Here is a 19,727-nt window from a genome sequence, read left to right on the forward strand (position 1 = left end):
TATAGTGATGGGTATTTTTAAAATTACAAGGGCCGTTCAGATGAAATTGTATAATTATTGACTAATTATTTGATTTAAAATTAACTTAGTCAATGAATTGATTTACAAACGCTTAAAATGTAGCAAGCGTGTAGGAGTTAAAAGTGCATCTAAAGGCTGATCCCATTTTTCCCGGGGTAATGATGTTTCTACAAGCTGTAAATCATGTGCCAAACCAAGACGATAGGGTTTTTTATACGCTGTTACCAAGGTACGGTCATAATACCCACCACCCATTCCGATCCGGGTGCCTCGATAGTCACAGATCAATAACGGCATAATTAATAAATCAAGTTTTGATACATGCAAACCACGACTTTGCATAGGTTCACGCATGCCTAAACGGTGATGGAAAAAACGCTTGTTTCGGTATAGGTGTTTGTTAATCCGTACCCATTCTAATCGCTGATTCATGTTACAGATCACTGGCAAATAGACTTTTTTCTCGACAGAGAAACAATATTCAATAATTTGCTGAGTGCGAATTTCACCAAAAGCATCTAAGTAAAGACCGACATGCTGTGAGTGAATAAATTGAGGATTTGATCTAAGCAGATTTAGCACTTGCTGGGCAGATTTTTTTTGTTCAAATCGGGAAATGCGACGACGGGCTTGGCGGATTTTTTTTCGAAGTTCCTGAACGGTCGTATACATAAATTATCTGAACTTTAGATGGTGCTGAGCATAAGTCTAAGGCAGGAAAAGCAAAAAGTAAAAAAGAAGACCTAAAGAAAATAAATTTTGAGTAAAAGCAGGTGATGACTAAAAATTTTCACAGCTATTCGGGTATTGAAAAATATTTTATTAATATACATAGAATTAATTTATTTATCGGAAACTTCCCCAACAATCCAAATACCTTTGTATATTGGAACAGCTTGAAGTTTTGCCCTGGTTGAAGAGCTAAAACTCAACTTAAGAATAATATAAAAAACAATTCAGGATTGAATGATATGAATAAGAAAATCAAGCCATTAACACGGTTTACACAACTATTTTTTGGTCTCGGTAGCATGCTGGCAGGATTAAGCTATGCTGCAGTGCCTAACTTGCCCGCACCACCGAATACACAACAGGTTTTTTTTGTCGGTAATAACTGGGATGGTACAGTCACGGTGATCCGTCCATCAGGTGATTTTGGTAAAGTCGGGGTGATTAATATGATTCCGGATCGCAAAGAGCGCTTACTTGAGATCCATCTTAATCCAATCAAATTGATTGCTTATACCTATATCCAGGCGACGGCAGGGGAAGGTAATGATCAGCTGGTGGATGATATGTATTCCACACCAGACGGTCAGTCTGTTGTGGCTTCACGTCCAAGTTTCGCCGATGTGGTATCAATTAATATTAAAACTGGCAAAATTAACTGGCGTACACCAGTCGAAGGCTTCCGGGCAGACCATATGGCAGTTTCACCGGATGGACAGCACGTGGCTGTTTCTGCATCTTCGGGCAATGTGGTACATGTCCTGGATATCAATACGGGCCAGGAATTAGGACGCTTCGCGACAGGGGATAAACCCCATGAAAATATCTACTTTAATGGTGGAAATAAAATCCTGAATTCTGCAATCGGTAATGTCGAAACATCCATGGATGCCCAATGGCAGGACTTTACTAAGGGTAAACGTTTTATCACTATTGCCGATGCAAATAATTTTAAGGTTTTAAAGAAAATTGATTTCCGGCCAGCTTTGGATAAATTTGGGCGTAAAGATTTGTCCAATTCAGTCCGTCCAATGGTCTTGAGTAAGGATGAAAGCAAAATCTATGCACAGGTTTCTTTCTTTAATGGTCTGATTGAATATGACCTAAATCAGGACAAAATTACCCGTATCGGTCAGCTGCCAGGCAGCAGTACGATTCCAAGTGATCGTACCAAATGGGTCAATGATTCCCGCCACCACGGACTTTCAATTAGTGGCGATGGTGAAAAACTCTGTGTTGCAGGGACAATGGATAATTACGCCACTATTGTGAATCGTAAAACCTTAACAGCCGGTCCTTTAATTCCAGCCGGTAAACCATATTGGGCTACCCTAAGCCCAGATGGCAAAAACTGTGTCATTTCTGAAAGTGAAACAGATGTAGTGACAGTGATTGATTTTGCTACAGGCAATAAAGTGATGAGCGTGCCTGTAGGCAATCATCCGCAACGGGTTCGTATTGGTTATGCACCCAAAGACTGGTCTACCCCATAAAAATAAAAGTGTTAAAACAGTAGAGAATCTCTCTGCTGTTTTAATATGAATTTTTAGGATAAACGTGAAATGCTGAATAACAATAAAAATATGATCATCGGTATTGCAATGATCTTCTTCAGTGGTTTAGCACTGATGCTTCTTTTAATGAAAGATGAAGACAGTATTGCAAAAGCAGAACACTCGAGTTTGGATGAACAGCCTGTCTTGATCCAGCAAGAATCACAGCTACCTGATCCAACTCCTATGCTTGAAAATGAGCAGAAAATTGCACAACAGAATCAGCAAATCATACAGAAGCGTGATGATCTCTATATGCAATTGGCAGACATTTCAAATCATCTCAGCCAAGGCAGAAAACCAGACCTAAGAGAAGTAAGTAGAATTCTGGAAATGCAGCGACAGCTGGTAAAGGTAAAAGTAATTTCTATACAAGAGGCAACCGCGACCATTCAATTTTTACAAAAAGTGTTACCTGAAATGGAGAGTGAATTGGCTCGTGAAATCAAGCTGATTGAATAAAAGATAGTGTTAAATAAAATTAGATTTTGAAAATTAAAATGTTTTTAGAATGCTGCCAAGAATTGAGCTGCTCATATTCTTATTCTTAGAAAATAAAACACTCCGAAGATGCCGCTGCATGTGTCGTTACCCTGAACCCGATGAGTTCAAGGTGGACGCGACGTATACTTGCTGGGTTTCCCACTCGAAGGTGGGCATACACTCTAAATATACAGAACGCAATCCATAAGTTTAAGTATCGGCAGGGGAATAGACCCGCTGGCGAACATCCCAGAGTTAGACTTAGTATAAACGATAAAGTTTATGTGGCAACTCTATGCTGTGTTGGAACTGTAAACTTGACCATTGATCGAATGAAGTTTAAACAAAAAGTCTGCTTATTCAGTCAGTTCTTCAACTTCTTCTAAAATAGTTTGTAACAAACGTTCGCAGTGGGCATATTGTTGCAGTGATTTATTCATGCTCAATACTTCCTGCATCAGTTCTAGCGCTACCATAATCACCAGCTTGCTTGGTTCCATACGAGGCGCTTTGCGGCGAAATTCATCGTATTTGTCATTCAATAGTTGCGCTGCACGTTCAAGTTCTTCGCGTTGATCTGCTGTGGAGGCCAGACGGAAACTGTGGCCAATTACTCTTAAATCAATAGCAATCTGTTCGCTCATGTTGACGCTTCCTCAGTCGTTTCAGTCGGATGGGCCAATTGCTGAATTTCCTGTGCATGATGATCTTGAGCTGTGCCCAGAATTGCCAGACGCTGGATAATCGCTTCAACCTTGGCTTTAGCATGCTCATTCTTCTGGGTCAGACGCTCAGTTTCCTGATGCAGGCGTTGAATTTCCTGACGCGCCTGTTGCTGTTCATTCAGCAGCTTTTCTTTCAAAGCACGCAGTTCATTACGCTCAGCCAGAATTTCCTGAAAACGGTTTTTCAGATCGGTGCAGCTTTTTTCCAGACGGCCATACCGGTCTGCAAGTGCAGTTGCATCATTATTAAGCTGTTGATATTGCGAGCGAGATTCAGCTAACTGTTCAGTTAAACTTTCATTTTCTTGTTGTTTTTGGCTAATAATGCTGTTTTTTTGAATGATTTCGGCTTGATGCTGACTCAGAGAGGAGTCCTGTTCTTCACGCAGGCTGGAGTTTTCGTTCTCCAGATGTGCAAGGCGCGTTTTTAAAACGCCAATATGCACTTGTAGACGCTGTAATTCTTCTAACATATCGAGGTCGCACAGTATTGCAAACAAAGGTAATATATAAGCAGTATAGAGATTGGATAAACGAATGCAAGACGATATTTCAGGTTGGTCAGATTGGCACCGCAATTTTTCTTCAATTGAGGAAATTTCCAGCCCAAGCGAACTTCATGGTTTGCTTACCGGTATTGTTTGTGTGACCCAGGCGCCGAGTAGCGAAGAATGGTTACAGATTCTGGAAACTTTAGATGTCCCTACGCTTGATGATGAAGCATTGGAATTACTAACAGGTGAAGCAGAAGACGTATTCCACTCACTTTCTGAAGATGAGCTGGATTATCTTCCATTACTTCCAGATGACGAGCATAGCCTGGCAGAACGTGTGCAGGCATTGGCAGACTGGTGTGCCGGTGTAGTCCTTGGTTTTGGTCTGGCAACAGGTCATATTCGTGATGATGAAATGGAACTGATTGAACATTTACAAGATGTTGCAGCAGTTGAATTTGAAGATTCTGACGACGATGCTGAAGGTGAGGAAAGCTATCTGGAGTTGTACGAATTTGTACGTCTGATTCCAGTGAGTTTATCTGTGGGTCGTAAAAAAGTTGAAGTGGAGGAAACGCCACTGTTGAAACGTTTTACAGCTAAAGTAAAAACTAAGTCTACGGACCCAGCTCAGGCACAATCTGTAGTTGAGATTTTCTCACCACATCGCCCAAGCTGAACTATAGCTATTTAGCTTTAGAAAAACCGAAATAAGTCCAGTCATTCTCTGGCTTATTCCGGTATCAAATCATATTCAAAAACAGCATTGATATAAGAAGTAAGGACCAATGAAGAAACTGACACAAGCAGAATTTCAGGAACGTCGTGATATCCTCGCCGGGGAAATGGGACTACGCAGTATTGCCATTATCGCCACCAGCCCAGTGGCCCTGCGTAACCGTGATGCTGACTATAAATATCGTGCCGATAGCAGTTTCTTTTATTTGACAGGCTTTGCTGAACCAGAAGCTGTAGCTGTGATCGAAACCTTTGACAGCGAAGAAGAAGGTTATACCTACAGTCTATTCTGTCGTGAACGTGACCGTGAGATGGAAATCTGGAATGGTTATCGTGCCGGGGTGGATGGTGCTGTCGATGACTATGAGGCAGATGAAGCTTATGCTATTGATCTGCTTGATGAAGAAATTCTGGAAAAATTGCAAAACAAGGACAAATTATTCTACCGGGTCGGCCATAGTGCAGAGTTTGATGCGCGTGTCGCGAAATGGATTGCACAAGCCAGTGGTGAAAGCCGTCGAGGAAAATCTGCACCTGCTCAAATCGTTCAGTTAGACCGTATTGTTGATGAAATGCGTCTGCATAAAGATGCCAATGAAATTGAACTGATGCAGATCGCATCAGATATTTCTGCGGAAGCACATACCAGAGCGATGCAGACTGTACGTCCGGGTATGATGGAATATGCACTGGAAGCAGAGCTGAACTATGTATTTGGCAAAAATGGCTGTGTACCTTCTTATAACAGTATTGTCGGTGGCGGTGAAAATGCCTGCATCCTGCACTATGTGGAAAATGACAAAGAACTGAAAGACGGTGATCTGGTGCTAATTGATGCAGCCTGCGAATATCAGTTCTATGCATCCGACATTACCCGTACTTTCCCGGTAAATGGTAAATTCAGTCCTGAACAAAAAGCACTTTATAACATCGTGCTTGATGCACAGATTGCTGCGATCAATGCAGTTCAGATCGGCAACTCCTATAAAGAACCACACAATGTGGCAGTGCGAATTCTGGTTCAAGGTTTGCTGGACTTAGGTATTATGCAGGGCAAGATTGAGGAAATTATCGAAACCGAAAGTTTCCGCCAGTTCTATATGCATGGTACTGGACACTGGTTGGGCATGGACGTACATGATGTCGGTGCTTATAAGACAAATAGTGAATGGCGTTCTTATGAAGAAGGTATGGTCGTGACTGTAGAACCGGGCCTGTATATTGCACCTGATGATGAAACAGTTGATCCAAAATGGCGTGGCATCGGAATTCGTATTGAGGACGATGTGGTTGCGACTCAAAATGGCCCATTAGTATTAACTGCCAAAGTGGTCAAAACTGTGGAAGATATTGAAGCCTTAATGGCAAAAGCTTATGCTGCTTAAAAATACGATAGCTTGAAAAAAGCTGGTCATTTGACCAGCTTTTTTATTTTTTAAAATAATATGAATCTAATCAAATAAATAATGAATTAATCTTTCACTGAATGATTTTATTAGAAATAATCTGGATATTTTTTGATTCAATTCTTATATAATTCTTTTTTTAATCTCCCTAACCAGTATTTACAAATACTCATCATTCTGAGTGTTCTCCATGCACAGTATAAAATTTCATAATTTTGAAGAAGCGGGCAAGCAGGTACTTCAATATCTTCATCAGCATTTGGGTTTTGGCTTATGGATGATCACTCGTGTAGAAAATGATGATTGGATTATTCTCCAGGCAGAAAATCAAAAATATAATGTTAAGCCAGGCGAAGTATTTGGTTGGGCGGATTCATTTTGCTATCACATGGTACAGGGAAAAACTCCTAAAATAGCGCCATGTTCTAACGAAATCGAACTATATTCAAAAGCACCAATAAATAACAAACTGTCGATCAAATCTTATATTGGTGAGCCACTATTTAATGAAGATGGATCAATTTTTGGAACAATTTGCGCTATTGATGATAAGCCCCATTCTGAGGATATTTTAAAAGATGCGGCACTCATTTCGCTTTTAGGCAGTTTATTGAGCTCAATTTTACAAAGTGAATTGCGGGAAAATAAACAGAGACGTTTACGTGAACGTTATGAGGTAGAAGCGCCCACCGATAGTTTAACCGGACTGTATAATCGCCGCGCCTGGGATCAGCTGTTAGAAGCTGAGGAGGGACGCTGTCAACGTTATGGCTTACCAGCTGCAATATTTAGCATCGACCTGAATGATTTAAAGCAGGTGAATGACCAGTTTGGACACGAAGCAGGAGACCAGTTAATTCAGCGTACTTCAGATGTACTGGTAGAACATATGCGTGTTAATGATGTGATTGCACGTATGGGTGGGGATGAATTTACGATTTTATGTCCTGAGACCAAAGCTGAAGACGCAGCGATTTTATATCGCCGTTTAAGTGAAATATTTGCAGCTGCCAATATTCATGTGGCAATTGGCTATGCAGTCCGTCAGCTGACTAAAGATCTACATGAGGTCTTAATAGAGGCAGATAAGAATATGTATGAACATAAGAAAAAAGCGAAACTGGAAGCAGATGATTTTATAAGCTAAAACTCGTTAAGATCAAATCATATAGGCTTGGTGGTCTGCATGAAACGTTCCTTAAGGTGTATTTATTGAGAGGCAGTATCAAGGTCCCCCTTTGCGCAGATAAAAAGCACAACAATCGCCTTTCATCTACTTTCATCAATTACTGGATTTAGATATTCAATGACTGGTTACTGCATAGGGAAATATTTTGAGCGGAAAATCAAAACCTAAACTAATGAAATTTATTGCTCATACTTTTAAACAAGCAATTTTTCCAGTCGTGGTAGGATGTTAAATCAGAATGTAGAAGAAATGATTTATATTCTTTAGTTGTTTTTAAATCAAGTAAAAATATTAAAATCAATAAATTAAATATTATTAATAAAATATTAAAAGCTTAAGTCTGATTTGGTTTACGTAAAATATGAACAATTCAAAGAAAACCAACTCAATTAAAATTTAATGCTTATAACATGACATTTATTCAACATAGATCAACACAGAATAGGGACTTTTAGCATCAAGACTACATATTCATTTTACTATAGCTTGCATAATTTTGGATGAGAATTAGTCAAACATTAGCTTGGAGAAAAATTATGAGAAGACTTGGAACTTTAGACTGGATCGCCTATGCATTAGCCATTATTGGTGGCCTGAATTGGGGCTTAGTTGGTGCATTCGACTTTAACTTGGTCGCAGCAATCTTTGGTGAGCAGAGCGCTCTTTCTCGAATTATTTATGTCCTGGTTGGTCTATCAGCGATTTACCTGATCTATACCGCAACTAAGTTAGGCCGTCATGATGTCCATCATGAAGCTCATACACGAACAATGCATTAATAAGTCAGTATAAACTCACTTATTATTAGGTTAAAGAAAATAAGTAGTTAGAGTGAGTTGACTGCTAAATAAAAACGGAGCTTATGCTCCGTTTTTATTTTAAAAATAATAACCAGATGTATATTTATTGCTGATAATCTATTATTTAATTTTATAATATTTATATTGTGGATTTTGTCTTTATATAGAGATTTCAGAGATTTGTTTTAAGAAATTAAATGGCTTTGTTGCACAAAGATTTGAAATGCAAAGCGCCCCTAATTGAGCCAAATTTAAGGCGTAACTTGGGTAAGTGGGCGACCTAATTCCGTAAATCTGTTAAGGACTGCTACACGTGCATGGATCTCATTCACTTGGCTACCAAAACTCCTTGCGCTGAGTTTATCTCCTAATAATTTAATGCAGTGCATCTTAGTTTCAACCAAACTTCGCCGATGATAGCCTGACCATTTTTTCCATAGTGTCCTGCCTAAACGTTTAATTGTTCGAAGTAATTCATTTCGCTCTAGCGAGCTACTCTTTGTATCTTTCCATTGTTTCGCATTTTTTCTAGGTGGAATCACCGCATGCGCTTGCCGATCTGCAATGACCTGACGGCATTGCTTGGTGTCATAAGCTCCATCGGTATAAACAGAGTCAATCCGCTCATCTTGTGGAATCTGATCAAGTAAATCACCAAGCACCTGTGAATCACTGACATTATTGGTTGTAAGCTGAACTGCTCGTATTTGTAGGGTTTTGGCATCTATACCAATATGAAGTTTACGCCATTGGCGACGATATTCAGATCCATGTTTCTTGCGTTTCCATTCGCCCTCACCTAGAAACTTCATGCCTGTAGAGTCCATGAGTAGATGCAGCCCATCGCTACTTTTTTGGTAGCTGATTACAATATCAATATGCTTTTGTCTTCTACAAAGCGTGGTGTAATCTGGAGCTATCCAATTTAATCCGCAAAGTTTAATCAGACTTTGTACAAAGCCAGTAACCATACGTAAAGACAGACGAAATAAGGATTTAATCATTAAGCAGCATTGGATGGCTGCGTCGGAGTAGGTTTGATTTCGCCCTTGTTTGCCTTTTGATGGAGCATACCATTGCGTAGCAGGATCAAACCAAATGGCAATATTTCCGCGACTCATGAGTGCTCGGTTATATGCGGGCCAATTGGTTGTGCGGTAGATTTTGTGTGTAGGCTTCTTCATTTGAAAATTATATCGCTAAAAAAGCCTTTACAGATAGGTTTGTGCAACAAAGCCAATCTTAATTATTGTAGATTAGAGGTGTGATGTTCCATATTTATAATAATTGCCATAATTCTTCATGAATTCCTTACTATTTATCTAAATTATTTAGATTAGTTTCCTACTTAAGCCATATTTCACCATGTTTATCCAATTTAAAAAGATTTCCTTGAATTGCATGAATTAATTTTTCACTCTATTTATTTAAATGTAAAAAAACTTCACTATTTTTTGTGGACCCAAAACAACATAAGAAATCATCAGGGAAAATTCTAATATAAAAATATAGACTATATTTTTAAATTTTGAATGAAGCTTGACATACTTTAAACCTAAATTGCTGATAAATACTTTTTCAGTATTAAAATAACTTTTTCTGAAATCCTAAGATAATCTTTCTATTCTTACTCTAATTTGATCTTTATGCTCTAGCAGATAACTATCTGTCGCTTGAACATTTGTTCTATGCAATATCAAGTAAAATTCTAATTGACGATTAGAGTCAGGCATCGGCAGTCGATTTGCTTCTTCCTACGTAATCGGTTGATATTTTCAGGGATGTCATCAATTGGAAAGGATCCTAAATAATGCTCTCGATGTGGACTAAGCTGTGTTTTTACAATCAATTCAGGATTCTGTTTCCAGGTGACGACTTCTTCTTTCTGAGGAATATATGCTTGTTCTTTTGATGAACAGGCTATAAGTGGGACAATATAGCCGGCTAAGATAAAGCATTTCTTTATTTGCATTGTTTTTCTCTTTAAGCTTTATTCTTGGAAGGACTATTTAAGGTTCGTTTATAAAAAAGACACAGATCTGTGCCAAGTTTTATTTCTCTAGAGATTTAAGCGATTAACAAAGCAATATCAATTACAGCTAAACAACTAATTCATTATAAAAATAAAAATCTTTGAGGTAAGATTAAATCCAACATGATTAGACGTATCTAGACTTCATAGATACCCCAGATAAGGATCAAAGCATGCAACAAGAAGTCATCATTGTCGGTGGTGGGATGGTGGGTTTAAGCCTCGCACTGATGCTGGCGAAAACCGGGATTGCGGTCAAACTGTTAGAAGCAATCCAATACCCAGATTATGATGATATCAATCTTGCTCCCTATCACTCCAGTTTTGATGCCCGTAACAGCGCTTTATCACGCCGTAGTGTACAGATTTATCAGGAGCTGGGTCTGTGGGATGCTTTACAGGAACATGCCACGCCGATTCTGGAAGTGAATATTACCGAACAGGGCAGCTTTGGTAAGGCACGTCTGATCGCTGAACAGGAAAAAGTCGAAAGCTTTGGTCAGGTGATTGAAAATGCCTGGCTCGGTCGCGTATTGCTGACACAAGTCAAAAAAGAGCTACTCATTGAACTGATCGATGGCGTGCAGGTGACTTCTCTCATCCAGGATAAAGACTTTGCTTATATTGAAGCACAGCGTGGCGAGACTGCTTTAAAACTGCAATCCAAACTGGTAATTGCTGCGGATGGTCGCGATTCTTTCTGTCGTAAGGCACTGGGTATTGGCGCATCGGTACACGACTATGATCAAGTTGCGATTGTCACAACCGTACAAACATCAAAACCGCATCAACATGTCGGTTTTGAACGTTTTAGTCCTTTAGGACCTTTGGCTTTGCTACCTCTTCCAGGCGAATACCGTCGTTCCGTGGTATGGCCAGTTCCTAAAGGTACCGAGCATGAATGGCTGGGTGATGAAAATGATCAGCACTTCCTGCACGCTTTACAACAGACTTATGGTGATCGTGCCGGAAAATTCCAGAAAACTGGTAAGCGTTTCAGTTTCCCATTATCGCAAGTCCTGGCGGAAAAGCAGGCAGTTGGTCGTGTGGTGTTAATGGGGAATGCAGCGCATACGATCCATCCAGTTGCAGGCCAAGGTTTTAACTTGTGTATGCGTGACGCTTATGTGCTGAACCGTTATCTGGCAGAACAGCTGGAACAGGGGGCTGATTTGGGCGATGCTCAAATGCTGCAAGATTATGAAAAATCACGCTTGAAAGATCAGCAACGTGTGATCAAGTTCTGTGATTCAGTCGTACGTGGTTTTAGCAACCAGAATCCATTCCTGAAACTGATCCGTAATACCGGACTGGTGGCTTTTGAAAATATTCCAGGCATCAAGCCACTTGTAGCCAACTATGCAATGGGACTCAAAGCATGAAAGAACAAACTCAGGTATTAGATGCTGTCATTGTAGGTGGCGGGCTGGTTGGTGGCTTAACGGCATTATTACTTGCTCAAGGTGGCGTACAGGCCACCGTGCTGGATGCTGCACCGATTCTAGATGCTGAAAAGACACTAAGTGTTGCCAATCCACGCGTATTGGCACTCAGCCAGGCCACTATTCATTTGCTAAAAACAGTAGGGGTTTGGGAAAAACTTGCACGTCAGCAGCCATATACAGGTATGCAGGTCTGGAATAAAAATGGTTATGGTGAAATCAATTTTGGTCAGCCTTCCAAGAAAACACCAAAAGTCGAGCAGGCGCTTGGTTCTATGGTTGAGCCAAGTATTCTGAACCTGGCCATTCAGCAAAAAATGCTGCAAGAACTGAAAGATTACCGCACACAGGTCAAAGTTAGCCGGGTAGAACGCGGGGTGGGAGTCTGGATTGTACACCTTGCCGATGGTACCCAGCTCAAAACCAGATTGCTGATCGGTGCAGATGGTGCCAATTCCTTTGTCCGTGAACAGGCCTTTATTGACATTGATGTCCTGGACTATAAACAGGCCGGTATCAGCTGTGCCATTAAGACCGCACAACCCCATCAGCATGTTGCACGCCAGATTTTCCTGGAAACTGGTCCATTGGCTTACTTACCGATGGCAAGCTTAAAAGCTGAAGAACAGGGGCATTGGCAATCGATCGTCTGGACTTTACCGGATGATTATGCTGAAGAATATGCAGCTTTGTCAGATCAGGAATTTATCCAATTACTCACTCGCGAAAGTCATCACATGCTTGGTGAGGTGCTCGAAGCAAGCCCACGCGCAACTTTCCCGCTTAAAGCACGTGCGGCTCAGCAATATGTGCAAGATGGACTGGCCCTGATCGGTGATGCTGCCCATGTGATTCATCCACTCGCGGGACAAGGTGTCAATATTGGCTGTCTGGATGCGGCAGTGTTATGTGATGTGTTACTGCATGATAAAACGCGTGGCGTCTGGGCACATGAGCAAACCTTACAGCGCTATGAACATCTGCGTAAGGGGCAAAATGATGCCATGATGCACAGCATGTCTGCGATTGGCTGGATGGAAACCACTCAACTTTTCCCTGTGGTTTGGGCACGTAATTTGGGCCTGAAACAGGTTGAACAGATGCCTGTATTAAAAGATGCTTTTATGACGCAGGCCAATGGCTTGGGACTGCTCAAAGATACCCGCTACGCCATCTGATCTAGAATTGTTATTTTTTAAACAATCATATGTAAAAAGAAACGAATTTGTTTAAAAAAGATACGATTTTTTAATATTTGGTACTAGGCGAAATACAAAGAGATTGCTAAATTTCAGGTAATTTACAACCTAGTTTAAATGCACATGTGATGGTCATTTGTGGGGGAGATGAAAATGACAGATATGAATGAATATGATGAAGCTGAAGATGCTGTCGTTGATGATGATGAAGCGAAAGCAGCAGAGAAAGGCGCTGCTGAAGGCGATGAAGTTGTTAGTGATACAGACGTTCTCGAAGCTGAAACATTGACTGTGACAGCGAAGCTAAAAAAGCGTCAGGCACTTGAAGATGAGGTGGCTGCGTTCCTGGCTCGCGGTGGTCGAATTACTGAAGTGCCGGCAGACGATTCAATACGCGAGTAAGTCATCTACCTGCTGAATATAAAAAAACACCACAGATTACAGTGGTGTTTTTTTATGCCTATTTTTCTCTGGAAAAAGCGATTTAGTCATTGGCACCCGTTAACTCAAGTGCACGTTGGTAAGCTACTTTCTTTTTGATACCGGTCAGGTCGGCTGCCAGCTGGGAAGCTGCTTTCACAGAAAGATCCTGTAATAAACGGAGTAACAGGTTGTCGAGTTTTTCCTGATCCATATCTTTTTCGACAGTCGCTCCACCCACTACCAGTACGATTTCACCTTTTTGCTGGTTAGCGTCCTTGGCAATAAACTCAATCAATTCACCCAAGGTCATCTTTCGGATAGTTTCAAATGTTTTGGTAATTTCACGGGCAAAGCCAACCGGACGATCAGCACCAAACACATTCGCCATATCTTTCACACATTCCAGAATGCGGTGCGGTGCCTCATAGAAAATCATGGTCTGGGTTTCATCTTTGAGTTTTTCAAGATTGAGCAGACGCTGGCTTTGTTTCGATGGCAGGAAGCCTTCAAAGCTGAAACGGTCACTCGGTAAACCTACTGCGCTTAAAGCAGCAATTGCAGCACAGGCACCAGGCACAGGAATCACACGAATATTGTGTTCCTGTGCAGCACGCACGAATTTAAAGCCTGGATCACTAATCAATGGTGTGCCCGCATCACTGATCAGCGCCATGTTTTCGCCATTGAGCAAACGTTGAATAAGTTGATCTATCTTGTTGCTTTCATTATGGTCGTGGCAGGCTGTAAGTGGAGTGGAAATATTAAAATGCTTGAGCAATTGCATAGAAGTTCGTGTATCCTCAGCAGCAATAAGACTCACCGACTTCAACACCTCAATTGCACGATAACTAATATCATCTAAGTGCCCGATTGGAGTCGCAACAACAAATAACTGAGCACTCATAGGTTTCTCCATGTGGAATAAACAGAATTATAAAAAACGGAAGAATATTAAAAAAATATTGGGTTTGAGCTTATTGGGCTGCATCGGCAGCGTGCAAGCGGAAATTCTGGTCATTCTACCCCAATCTGGACCTTTGGCGCGAGCTGCATCGAATATCAAACAGGGATTCATGAGTGCCTATATGGCATCAGGGCAAAAAGTGCCGATTAAATGGGTGAATTCTGATCAGAAGAAAATGTCACAATTACTGAAACAGCATGTCAATAAAAAGACGCAGCTCATCGTGGGGCCACTGGCACGTCAGGATATTGAAGCACTGGTTCAGGCCCAGCCCAAAGTCAAAACCCTGAGTCTGAATGACAGCATAAGCAGTTCACCTCAGCTCTGGCAGTTCAGTCTGTCTAAACGTGAAGATGCAATTGCTTTACAGAAGGTACTGACGAAGGATCGAATTCAGTATTTACAGGTACTACGTCAGCCCGGAAGTGAAACCGAACATGAACTGATGTTGATGTCCTTGCTCAGTGTGGGGGATCTGCAAGTTGATATTATCGATATTGCACCAAAATCTTTGTCCTCTAAACAGGGGTTATTACTCATGGGCAATCCGGAGTGGTTAGCCGCAATGCGAAACCTGCCGAAGAAACGGCTTTATACCGTATCCAATGCGATTGACCAGCATATAACTTTGCCTAAAGGTATTAAATTTTGTGACGTACCTGCACTATATACCCATGCCTGGCCAGATGTATTGAATGCCTATCAGCAGGCGCCGGTGCAGATGTCCTATCAGCGGTTAATCGCCTTTGGTGGAGATGCCTGGCAGATCAGTCAGCTGTATTTAAATGACCATAAAGCCGAACAGCTACAATTCCAGGGTCGTACCGGACATATTCAGGTCAATGCGCAGGGACTGCGACGTATGCCCGCCTGCTTTGAATATACCAGCAAGGGCGTCAAGCTGATTTAACTATTATGCGTATCAGTCAGCAATTGGGAAAATGGGCAGAACAGCAAGCGCTTGCCTTGTTGCAGCATCATGGCTTTCAGTTGGTCCAAGCCAATTATCACAGCCGTTATGGTGAAATTGATTTAATCGTGCAACGTGATCAAGAGCTGGTTTTTGTGGAAGTAAAAGCACGGGCAAGTACAGATTATGCCAATGCACTCGAGTCAATTTCCCTTAGCAAGCAGCGGAAAATGATGAAAACTGCTCTTTATTTCCTGCAAAATCATGAAGAATTTCAGCATTTTTTCTGTCGTTTTGATGTGATTTGTTTTGATTTTAATCAACATTTTGCAAAAACCATACAGCATGATTTTTGCAATTACCTTTATGATTCGCAATGGATTGAAAATGCTTTTACTTTTGATCAAGAGTTTATTAATCTTTGAACAACACAGGCTTTTCTTTGTGCGGTTTTCTGTACAAAGATTATGGTAATGTTCAAGGAAAATAAAAGTTGATCAAGATTGCGCGACAGAATTTATTAAATTGAACAAAGACGTATTAAACAATAAGGAGTCTTGCTGAGTGGTTAAACGTATTGTAATAACAATGTTATGTGTCGCAAGTTTATCGGGCTGTGCCAGCTTTATTTCAGGTGGTACAGGCACGGCTCCTGTCGGTACGGACCAAGGGGCGCGTACCCTTGGACAGGTTTTTATCGATTCTTCGATTGTTCGTACTGCAAAAATTAATCTTTATAAACTTGATTCACGATTCAAACAGTCGCGAGTCAATATTGAGAGTTTTCATGGTCATGTACTACTGACTGGTCAGGTGCCAGATGCACATCTGAAACAACTGGCTGAAGACAATGTCAAAGCCATGAGTGATGTGAAAGCCGTACATAACTTTATTACTATCGGTAACCAGATCAGTTATGGCACCATCATGCAGGATACTGCAGCGACGGCAAATACCCGTGGTCTGATCATGAAGGCGCCTGTAGTTGCAGACAGTAAAGTGCATGTGCATACCGAAGATGGCGTGTTATATGTGATGGGCCGTCTAAACAATGCTGAAATTGCTGATCTTAATCAGGTGCTGGCGCAAGTCGGTAATGTCACTAAAATTGTGACCCTGATTGATAATGTGGAAACGCTCAGCAATTCAACCAGCCAAAACTTTGCGACTACAGCTTCATCAAGTGCCTTGGTGCAAACTCCAGTTGCGATTGATCCTGATACAGTTGAACCAACTTATGCACAATAAGGTGCACTCTTTTAAAGCCAAGCTGTCGAGTCATCTGAACGTTGCAAGACAAATCTACCGGGATTTTCGTTTATATGATCTCGGCAGCTATGCGCTGAACCGTTTTACTCCCAAAGCAGGTTATAGCGCTGAACGACATTTGGCCTATGGCCTTAAAGCGCGGCAGCGTTTTGATCTGTATCGTAGTGCACAGCCTTTGGCACATCGCCCCTTGATTGTTTTTGTCCATGGCGGTGCCTGGCTGCATGGGGATAAGAAAGAATATCAGTTTATTGGTGAGGCTTTTGCCCGTGAAGGCTATGACGTGGTGGTTCCAAATTACCATCTGGCGCCAGAACATATCTTCCCGCAATCTGTGGATGACTTGCATCTGCTTTTGGATCATCTGCACACTGCGGCAGCAAAGCTGCAGATTTCATCAGAGAATATTGTATTGATGGGACATTCTGCCGGTGCGTTTAATGTGATGTCAGCGGTGTACTATCCGCAGCAGCATACAGCAGAGCGGCTGGCGAATATCCGCGCTATCATTGGTTTAGCGGGGCCTTATCATTTTGACTATAAGGATGATCCGATCTGTGCTAATGCCTTTGATCAGGCAGTGCCTTATCAGCAGGTGATGCCACTGTACTTTGTACAACCTCAGCCTTTGAAGCATTATCTGTTTATTGCTGAAAAAGACGATATCGTGGGACATTTCAATAGTCATGATCTGGATCGGGTATTAAAGCAACATGGTAACCATAGTCATGTGATCAGTATTCCAAAGCTCGGACACATTACTATTGTTGGATCACTTTCCAGCCTGTTTAGCCGCTTCTTTGTAACCAAGTCTAGAGTACTGTGGGCACTAGAAGATGCATTTAAATAATTCATTCTATTGAATGTAAAAAGCCCGGATTTAATACCGGGCTTTTTGTTTATAAATTGGCTTACAACCAGGCTTGAGTATCATCAGCCACGGGCGTGCCTTGCGTGATATGCATAATCATAGAATGTGCAATGCTGCCTTTGAATGGAATTTCTGGCAGGGCATCCAGCTTAAAGAATTGTGCATCACTGATTTCTTCTTCCTGCAGTTTGATCTCGCCAGAAGCGTATTCTGCTTTAAAGGCAATCATCAGATTACTTGGGAAGGGCCAAGGCTGGCTGGCCAGATATTGAATATTTTTGACTTTAATTCCGACTTCTTCTTCCGTTTCACGACGGACTGCTTCTTCCAAAGTTTCACCGACTTCGACAAAACCGGCAATCAGTCCATACATCTGGCTGGTTTTATTTCGGGCATTTTTAGCCAGCAAGATTTCATCTTCACCACGGGTAATCACGGTAATCACACAAGGTTGTACGCGTGGATATTGGCGGTAATGGCAAGCGGGGCAGACCATAGCATATTCTACGGCATGGGCTTCGGTCGGTATACCACAATGACTACAGAAACGATGATTGCGACGCCATTCCAGTAGCTGTACAGCGCGACTGGCCTGTTCAAACTGGCGAACATTCCAATATTGCAGTAACTGACGGATTGGAACGAGTTGCAGACCTAGAGGAATCGGTTCCTCAGGGAGGAGGTCACGGGCAATCACCTGATCACCCGTACCGAGCTGTATGTCACTTGCTAGCGCTTCCACTTGGGGAAGCTGGAGATTTTCATCGACTAAAAGTTGCTGTTGTTGAAAGATATACGCAAGTGACAATTTAGACATTAGGCTACAGTTTTCAGTTTTTGACTACTGTCCAATGCTACCTTAAACATTGACTGTAATACAGGCTGTTTGCTCTTTAAATTGTCAATGAGCATATCCGCGCTGGCGAGTGGATCAAGCACGCGATTGACGTCATCGGTACTGAGTGCAGTAGCAGATTCAATCCGGCTTTGAATAAAGTCAGCCGTTGTGCTTAGTGCGGCCTGACCATTTTCAGCGTTCAGGAACAGCATTGCACCCGCAATTTCACGGATCTGGTTTGGCAAGCTTTCTAATGTTTGCAGGTTCTGGTCCTGCAAGTAATTCATTAGGGTGTGGCTTGCAAGTTCGATCAGCGCTTTGGTCTCGCTCAGTAAAGCAGCATGTGCTTCATCCAGACGATCCAGTGAAATATTCATGTTATTTACACGGAGCTGTAAACGGCTAGAGGTGTGATGACGTTCTAGTATCCCAATCGAGTTCATAGCAGACAAAATCACATTCATAAGCTGCTGGGCAAAACCTTCATCTTTCAACACTTCAGCTTGACTGAGTGAAGCAGCCTGACGAGTAAGATCATTAGAAGCTTCATTCAGGTTCAAAACCTTGAAGATGTTTGCCATGCTATTCAGCTGAACCTGCAATTCCTGAGTCTTTTCAGGGGTCATGTTGTGATAGTTGTATTCGATGTCATTACGGATCTGTGCCATTTCTGCTGTTACCAGATCACTGATGGTATGCATGGTTTCAAAATCAGGACCATATAAATGACGGCTGAAGACCTGTAATTGAGTATCGGTCAATGAATCTTCACCGATATTCAGCTTGCTACGGATATGATGAGCAATGTCATCTTCCTGGCTGATACATAAGCTCAGTATATTCGCCAGGTCAGCAATGTTCGCCTTGAAACGGTCTGGTGCATTGAAATACTGTGCCATATTACGCTCAACACTGATCAGGGTGCGTAAACGTGGCTCGTTGATCAGGAGCTTATCGATATGATTGAACGCCACATAGACCAGATTCCAGTACTGTTTGCTTGGGTGCTGCTCAGAAAGACCTGCCAGATAAGTCCCCACCAGTTTGATCGCTTGTAAGTCCAGATCGCTTTCTTCCTGCTTAAGCAGTTTATTCAGCGATAGCTTGTACAGGCGATGCACATAAGCAGACTTCTCCAGTCCAGGTGCTTGCGGCAGATCAAAATCAGGTGTGATCAGGTCGAGCAGGGACTCAATCTGATGGCCTTCAGTAGTCAGTGGCTTGCCCAGCGCAAGTTCCAGCCGGTTTAAAGTATCCAGCAAAAATTGTGGAATTTTGACTTCACGCAAGCAAATGAATTCGATATAGCGCTTCAGCATGGTCGTCCCTTCACTGAGGGCGATCACTTCTGCCGTGTTCACGTTGGCAGGATTCCCCATGATCTTGCGCATAAGCTCAGCAGAATATTGAGTAACTTTGGCCAGGCTTGGCATATCGATCAGTGCAAGAACTTGGGCACACTGTTCGAACTGGTTGAGCGCATCATCAATCCCAAAAGGCAAGGTCTGATCTTCTACCAGTGTGCTGACTGCTGATTCAACCAATTTGATCGAATTATCAACCTCATTTTTTATTATCAGTAAAGCCGTAGGGTCAAAATGTATAGAGGTTTGGTAAGACATTGATCTGCACCTTTCCTGA

The 19,727-nt window shown here is 41.8% G+C and carries 20 protein-coding genes and 1 other RNA gene; 13 read left to right on the forward strand and 8 right to left on the reverse strand.

The genetic code is table 11. The features are described 5' to 3' along the window. Positions 1-102: 102 nt before the first annotated feature. Positions 103-693: a 5-formyltetrahydrofolate cyclo-ligase gene (locus tag F955_RS08915; protein ID WP_004893610.1), complete on the reverse strand. Its 591-nt coding sequence runs from the start codon at positions 691-693 to the stop codon at positions 103-105. 359 nt (positions 694-1,052) lie between these two features. Here F955_RS08915 and F955_RS08920 point away from each other — a divergent pair, with 359 nt between their 5' ends. Both F955_RS08920 and F955_RS08925 read left to right on the forward strand, forming a co-directional pair. Beyond that, positions 1,053-2,243, forward strand: a complete 1,191-nt coding sequence (locus F955_RS08920) for a YncE family protein (protein WP_228127690.1) — start codon at positions 1,053-1,055, stop codon at positions 2,241-2,243. Between the two features lie 69 nt (positions 2,244-2,312). Then, on the forward strand, positions 2,313-2,765 hold the full coding sequence (locus F955_RS08925; RefSeq protein WP_004893616.1) for a hypothetical protein: 453 nt from the start codon (positions 2,313-2,315) through the stop codon (positions 2,763-2,765). Positions 2,766-2,860: 95 nt separating this feature from the next. Here F955_RS08925 and ssrS read toward each other — a convergent pair. From ssrS to F955_RS08935, 3 genes are all read right to left on the reverse strand, one after another. After that, positions 2,861-3,045, reverse strand: a non-coding RNA gene (gene ssrS, locus F955_RS16355) — 6S RNA. A 97-nt stretch (positions 3,046-3,142) separates the two neighbouring features. Continuing rightward, a complete protein-coding gene (locus tag F955_RS08930) occupies positions 3,143-3,430 on the reverse strand; it encodes a cell division protein ZapA (RefSeq protein ID WP_004810731.1) in 288 nt (95 codons plus the stop codon). Next, positions 3,427-3,984: a hypothetical protein gene (locus tag F955_RS08935; RefSeq protein ID WP_004893620.1), complete on the reverse strand. Its 558-nt coding sequence runs from the start codon at positions 3,982-3,984 to the stop codon at positions 3,427-3,429. The genes F955_RS08930 and F955_RS08935 overlap by 4 nt, the downstream gene beginning before the upstream one ends. 64 nt (positions 3,985-4,048) lie before the next feature. Here F955_RS08935 and F955_RS08940 point away from each other — a divergent pair, with 64 nt between their 5' ends. From F955_RS08940 to F955_RS08955, 4 genes are all read left to right on the forward strand, one after another. Further along, positions 4,049-4,684 carry a UPF0149 family protein gene (locus F955_RS08940; RefSeq protein WP_004893623.1) on the forward strand — a complete coding sequence of 212 codons (636 nt, stop codon included), beginning with the start codon at positions 4,049-4,051 and terminating at the stop codon, positions 4,682-4,684. Between the two features lie 109 nt (positions 4,685-4,793). Beyond that, positions 4,794-6,128 (forward strand): Xaa-Pro aminopeptidase, encoded by a 1,335-nt coding sequence (pepP, locus tag F955_RS08945; protein WP_004893626.1) that lies wholly within the window; start codon positions 4,794-4,796, stop codon positions 6,126-6,128. Positions 6,129-6,339: 211 nt separating this feature from the next. Continuing rightward, on the forward strand, positions 6,340-7,296 hold the full coding sequence (locus tag F955_RS08950; protein WP_004893628.1) for a sensor domain-containing diguanylate cyclase: 957 nt from the start codon (positions 6,340-6,342) through the stop codon (positions 7,294-7,296). A gap of 578 nt (positions 7,297-7,874) precedes the next feature. Then, positions 7,875-8,117: a DUF378 domain-containing protein gene (locus tag F955_RS08955; protein ID WP_004810720.1), complete on the forward strand. Its 243-nt coding sequence runs from the start codon at positions 7,875-7,877 to the stop codon at positions 8,115-8,117. Positions 8,118-8,389: 272 nt separating this feature from the next. On the opposite strand, the gene F955_RS08960 is transcribed toward F955_RS08955, so the two are convergent. Next, positions 8,390-9,322: an IS5 family transposase gene (locus tag F955_RS08960; protein WP_008302424.1), complete on the reverse strand. Its 933-nt coding sequence runs from the start codon at positions 9,320-9,322 to the stop codon at positions 8,390-8,392. A 1,021-nt stretch (positions 9,323-10,343) separates the two neighbouring features. On the opposite strand from F955_RS08960, the gene ubiH reads away from it, so the two are divergent. From ubiH to F955_RS08980, 3 genes are all read left to right on the forward strand, one after another. Then, positions 10,344-11,552, forward strand: a complete 1,209-nt coding sequence (gene ubiH / locus F955_RS08970; protein ID WP_004893633.1) for a 2-octaprenyl-6-methoxyphenyl hydroxylase — start codon at positions 10,344-10,346, stop codon at positions 11,550-11,552. Continuing rightward, a complete protein-coding gene (locus F955_RS08975; protein WP_004893635.1) occupies positions 11,549-12,790 on the forward strand; it encodes an FAD-dependent monooxygenase in 1,242 nt (413 codons plus the stop codon). The genes ubiH and F955_RS08975 overlap by 4 nt, the downstream gene beginning before the upstream one ends. Positions 12,791-12,964: 174 nt before the next feature. Continuing rightward, positions 12,965-13,213, forward strand: a complete 249-nt coding sequence (locus F955_RS08980; RefSeq protein WP_004893637.1) for a hypothetical protein — start codon at positions 12,965-12,967, stop codon at positions 13,211-13,213. Positions 13,214-13,295: 82 nt separating this feature from the next. Here the strand turns inward: F955_RS08980 and rsmI are convergent, their stop codons facing one another. Continuing rightward, the gene (gene rsmI / locus F955_RS08985; RefSeq protein WP_004893640.1) at positions 13,296-14,138 is read right to left on the reverse strand and encodes a 16S rRNA (cytidine(1402)-2'-O)-methyltransferase; all 843 of its coding nucleotides are present in this window, start codon (positions 14,136-14,138) and stop codon (positions 13,296-13,298) included. A gap of 10 nt (positions 14,139-14,148) precedes the next feature. On the opposite strand from rsmI, the gene F955_RS08990 reads away from it, so the two are divergent. The 4 genes from F955_RS08990 (at position 14,149) to F955_RS09005 (ending at position 17,227) form a co-directional block, all read left to right on the forward strand. Then, complete coding sequence (locus F955_RS08990; protein ID WP_004893641.1) at positions 14,149-15,108, forward strand: penicillin-binding protein activator; 960 nt, start codon at positions 14,149-14,151, stop codon at positions 15,106-15,108. Positions 15,109-15,113: 5 nt separating this feature from the next. Beyond that, the gene (locus F955_RS08995) at positions 15,114-15,533 is read left to right on the forward strand and encodes a YraN family protein (protein WP_004893644.1); all 420 of its coding nucleotides are present in this window, start codon (positions 15,114-15,116) and stop codon (positions 15,531-15,533) included. A 139-nt stretch (positions 15,534-15,672) separates the two neighbouring features. Then, the gene (locus F955_RS09000) at positions 15,673-16,356 is read left to right on the forward strand and encodes a BON domain-containing protein (protein ID WP_004810697.1); all 684 of its coding nucleotides are present in this window, start codon (positions 15,673-15,675) and stop codon (positions 16,354-16,356) included. Next, a complete protein-coding gene (locus F955_RS09005; protein WP_004893648.1) occupies positions 16,346-17,227 on the forward strand; it encodes an alpha/beta hydrolase in 882 nt (293 codons plus the stop codon). Before F955_RS09000 ends, F955_RS09005 begins: the two co-directional genes overlap by 11 nt. Positions 17,228-17,288: 61 nt before the next feature. Here F955_RS09005 and nudC read toward each other — a convergent pair whose 3' ends face one another. Both nudC and F955_RS09015 read right to left on the reverse strand, forming a co-directional pair. After that, positions 17,289-18,065 carry an NAD(+) diphosphatase gene (nudC, locus tag F955_RS09010; protein WP_004893649.1) on the reverse strand — a complete coding sequence of 259 codons (777 nt, stop codon included), beginning with the start codon at positions 18,063-18,065 and terminating at the stop codon, positions 17,289-17,291. Continuing rightward, the gene (locus F955_RS09015; protein WP_004893651.1) at positions 18,065-19,708 is read right to left on the reverse strand and encodes a hypothetical protein; all 1,644 of its coding nucleotides are present in this window, start codon (positions 19,706-19,708) and stop codon (positions 18,065-18,067) included. Before F955_RS09015 ends, nudC begins: the two co-directional genes overlap by 1 nt. Between the last annotated feature and the right edge of the window lie 19 nt (positions 19,709-19,727).

The sequence above is a fragment of the Acinetobacter schindleri CIP 107287 genome, assembly GCF_000368625.1.
Lineage (GTDB): Bacteria > Pseudomonadota > Gammaproteobacteria > Pseudomonadales > Moraxellaceae > Acinetobacter > Acinetobacter schindleri.

Bases quoted from the DNA above. Each gene is read 5' to 3' on its own strand.
- F955_RS08915 (WP_004893610.1), bottom strand. From the start codon at position 693: ATGTATACGACCGTTCAGGAACTTCGAAAAAAAATCCGCCAAGCCCGT.
- F955_RS08920 (WP_228127690.1), top strand. From the start codon at position 1,053: ATGCTGGCAGGATTAAGCTATGCTGCAGTGCCTAACTTGCCCGCACCA.
- F955_RS08925 (WP_004893616.1), top strand. From the start codon at position 2,313: ATGCTGAATAACAATAAAAATATGATCATCGGTATTGCAATGATCTTC.
- F955_RS08930 (WP_004810731.1), bottom strand. From the start codon at position 3,430: ATGAGCGAACAGATTGCTATTGATTTAAGAGTAATTGGCCACAGTTTC.
- F955_RS08935 (WP_004893620.1), bottom strand. From the start codon at position 3,984: ATGTTAGAAGAATTACAGCGTCTACAAGTGCATATTGGCGTTTTAAAA.
- F955_RS08940 (WP_004893623.1), top strand. From the start codon at position 4,049: ATGCAAGACGATATTTCAGGTTGGTCAGATTGGCACCGCAATTTTTCT.
- pepP (WP_004893626.1), top strand. From the start codon at position 4,794: ATGAAGAAACTGACACAAGCAGAATTTCAGGAACGTCGTGATATCCTC.
- F955_RS08950 (WP_004893628.1), top strand. From the start codon at position 6,340: ATGCACAGTATAAAATTTCATAATTTTGAAGAAGCGGGCAAGCAGGTA.
- F955_RS08955 (WP_004810720.1), top strand. From the start codon at position 7,875: ATGAGAAGACTTGGAACTTTAGACTGGATCGCCTATGCATTAGCCATT.
- F955_RS08960 (WP_008302424.1), bottom strand. From the start codon at position 9,322: ATGAAGAAGCCTACACACAAAATCTACCGCACAACCAATTGGCCCGCA.
- ubiH (WP_004893633.1), top strand. From the start codon at position 10,344: ATGCAACAAGAAGTCATCATTGTCGGTGGTGGGATGGTGGGTTTAAGC.
- F955_RS08975 (WP_004893635.1), top strand. From the start codon at position 11,549: ATGAAAGAACAAACTCAGGTATTAGATGCTGTCATTGTAGGTGGCGGG.
- F955_RS08980 (WP_004893637.1), top strand. From the start codon at position 12,965: ATGACAGATATGAATGAATATGATGAAGCTGAAGATGCTGTCGTTGAT.
- rsmI (WP_004893640.1), bottom strand. From the start codon at position 14,138: ATGAGTGCTCAGTTATTTGTTGTTGCGACTCCAATCGGGCACTTAGAT.
- F955_RS08990 (WP_004893641.1), top strand. From the start codon at position 14,149: ATGTGGAATAAACAGAATTATAAAAAACGGAAGAATATTAAAAAAATA.
- F955_RS08995 (WP_004893644.1), top strand. From the start codon at position 15,114: ATGCGTATCAGTCAGCAATTGGGAAAATGGGCAGAACAGCAAGCGCTT.
- F955_RS09005 (WP_004893648.1), top strand. From the start codon at position 16,346: ATGCACAATAAGGTGCACTCTTTTAAAGCCAAGCTGTCGAGTCATCTG.
- nudC (WP_004893649.1), bottom strand. From the start codon at position 18,065: ATGTCTAAATTGTCACTTGCGTATATCTTTCAACAACAGCAACTTTTA.
- F955_RS09015 (WP_004893651.1), bottom strand. From the start codon at position 19,708: ATGTCTTACCAAACCTCTATACATTTTGACCCTACGGCTTTACTGATA.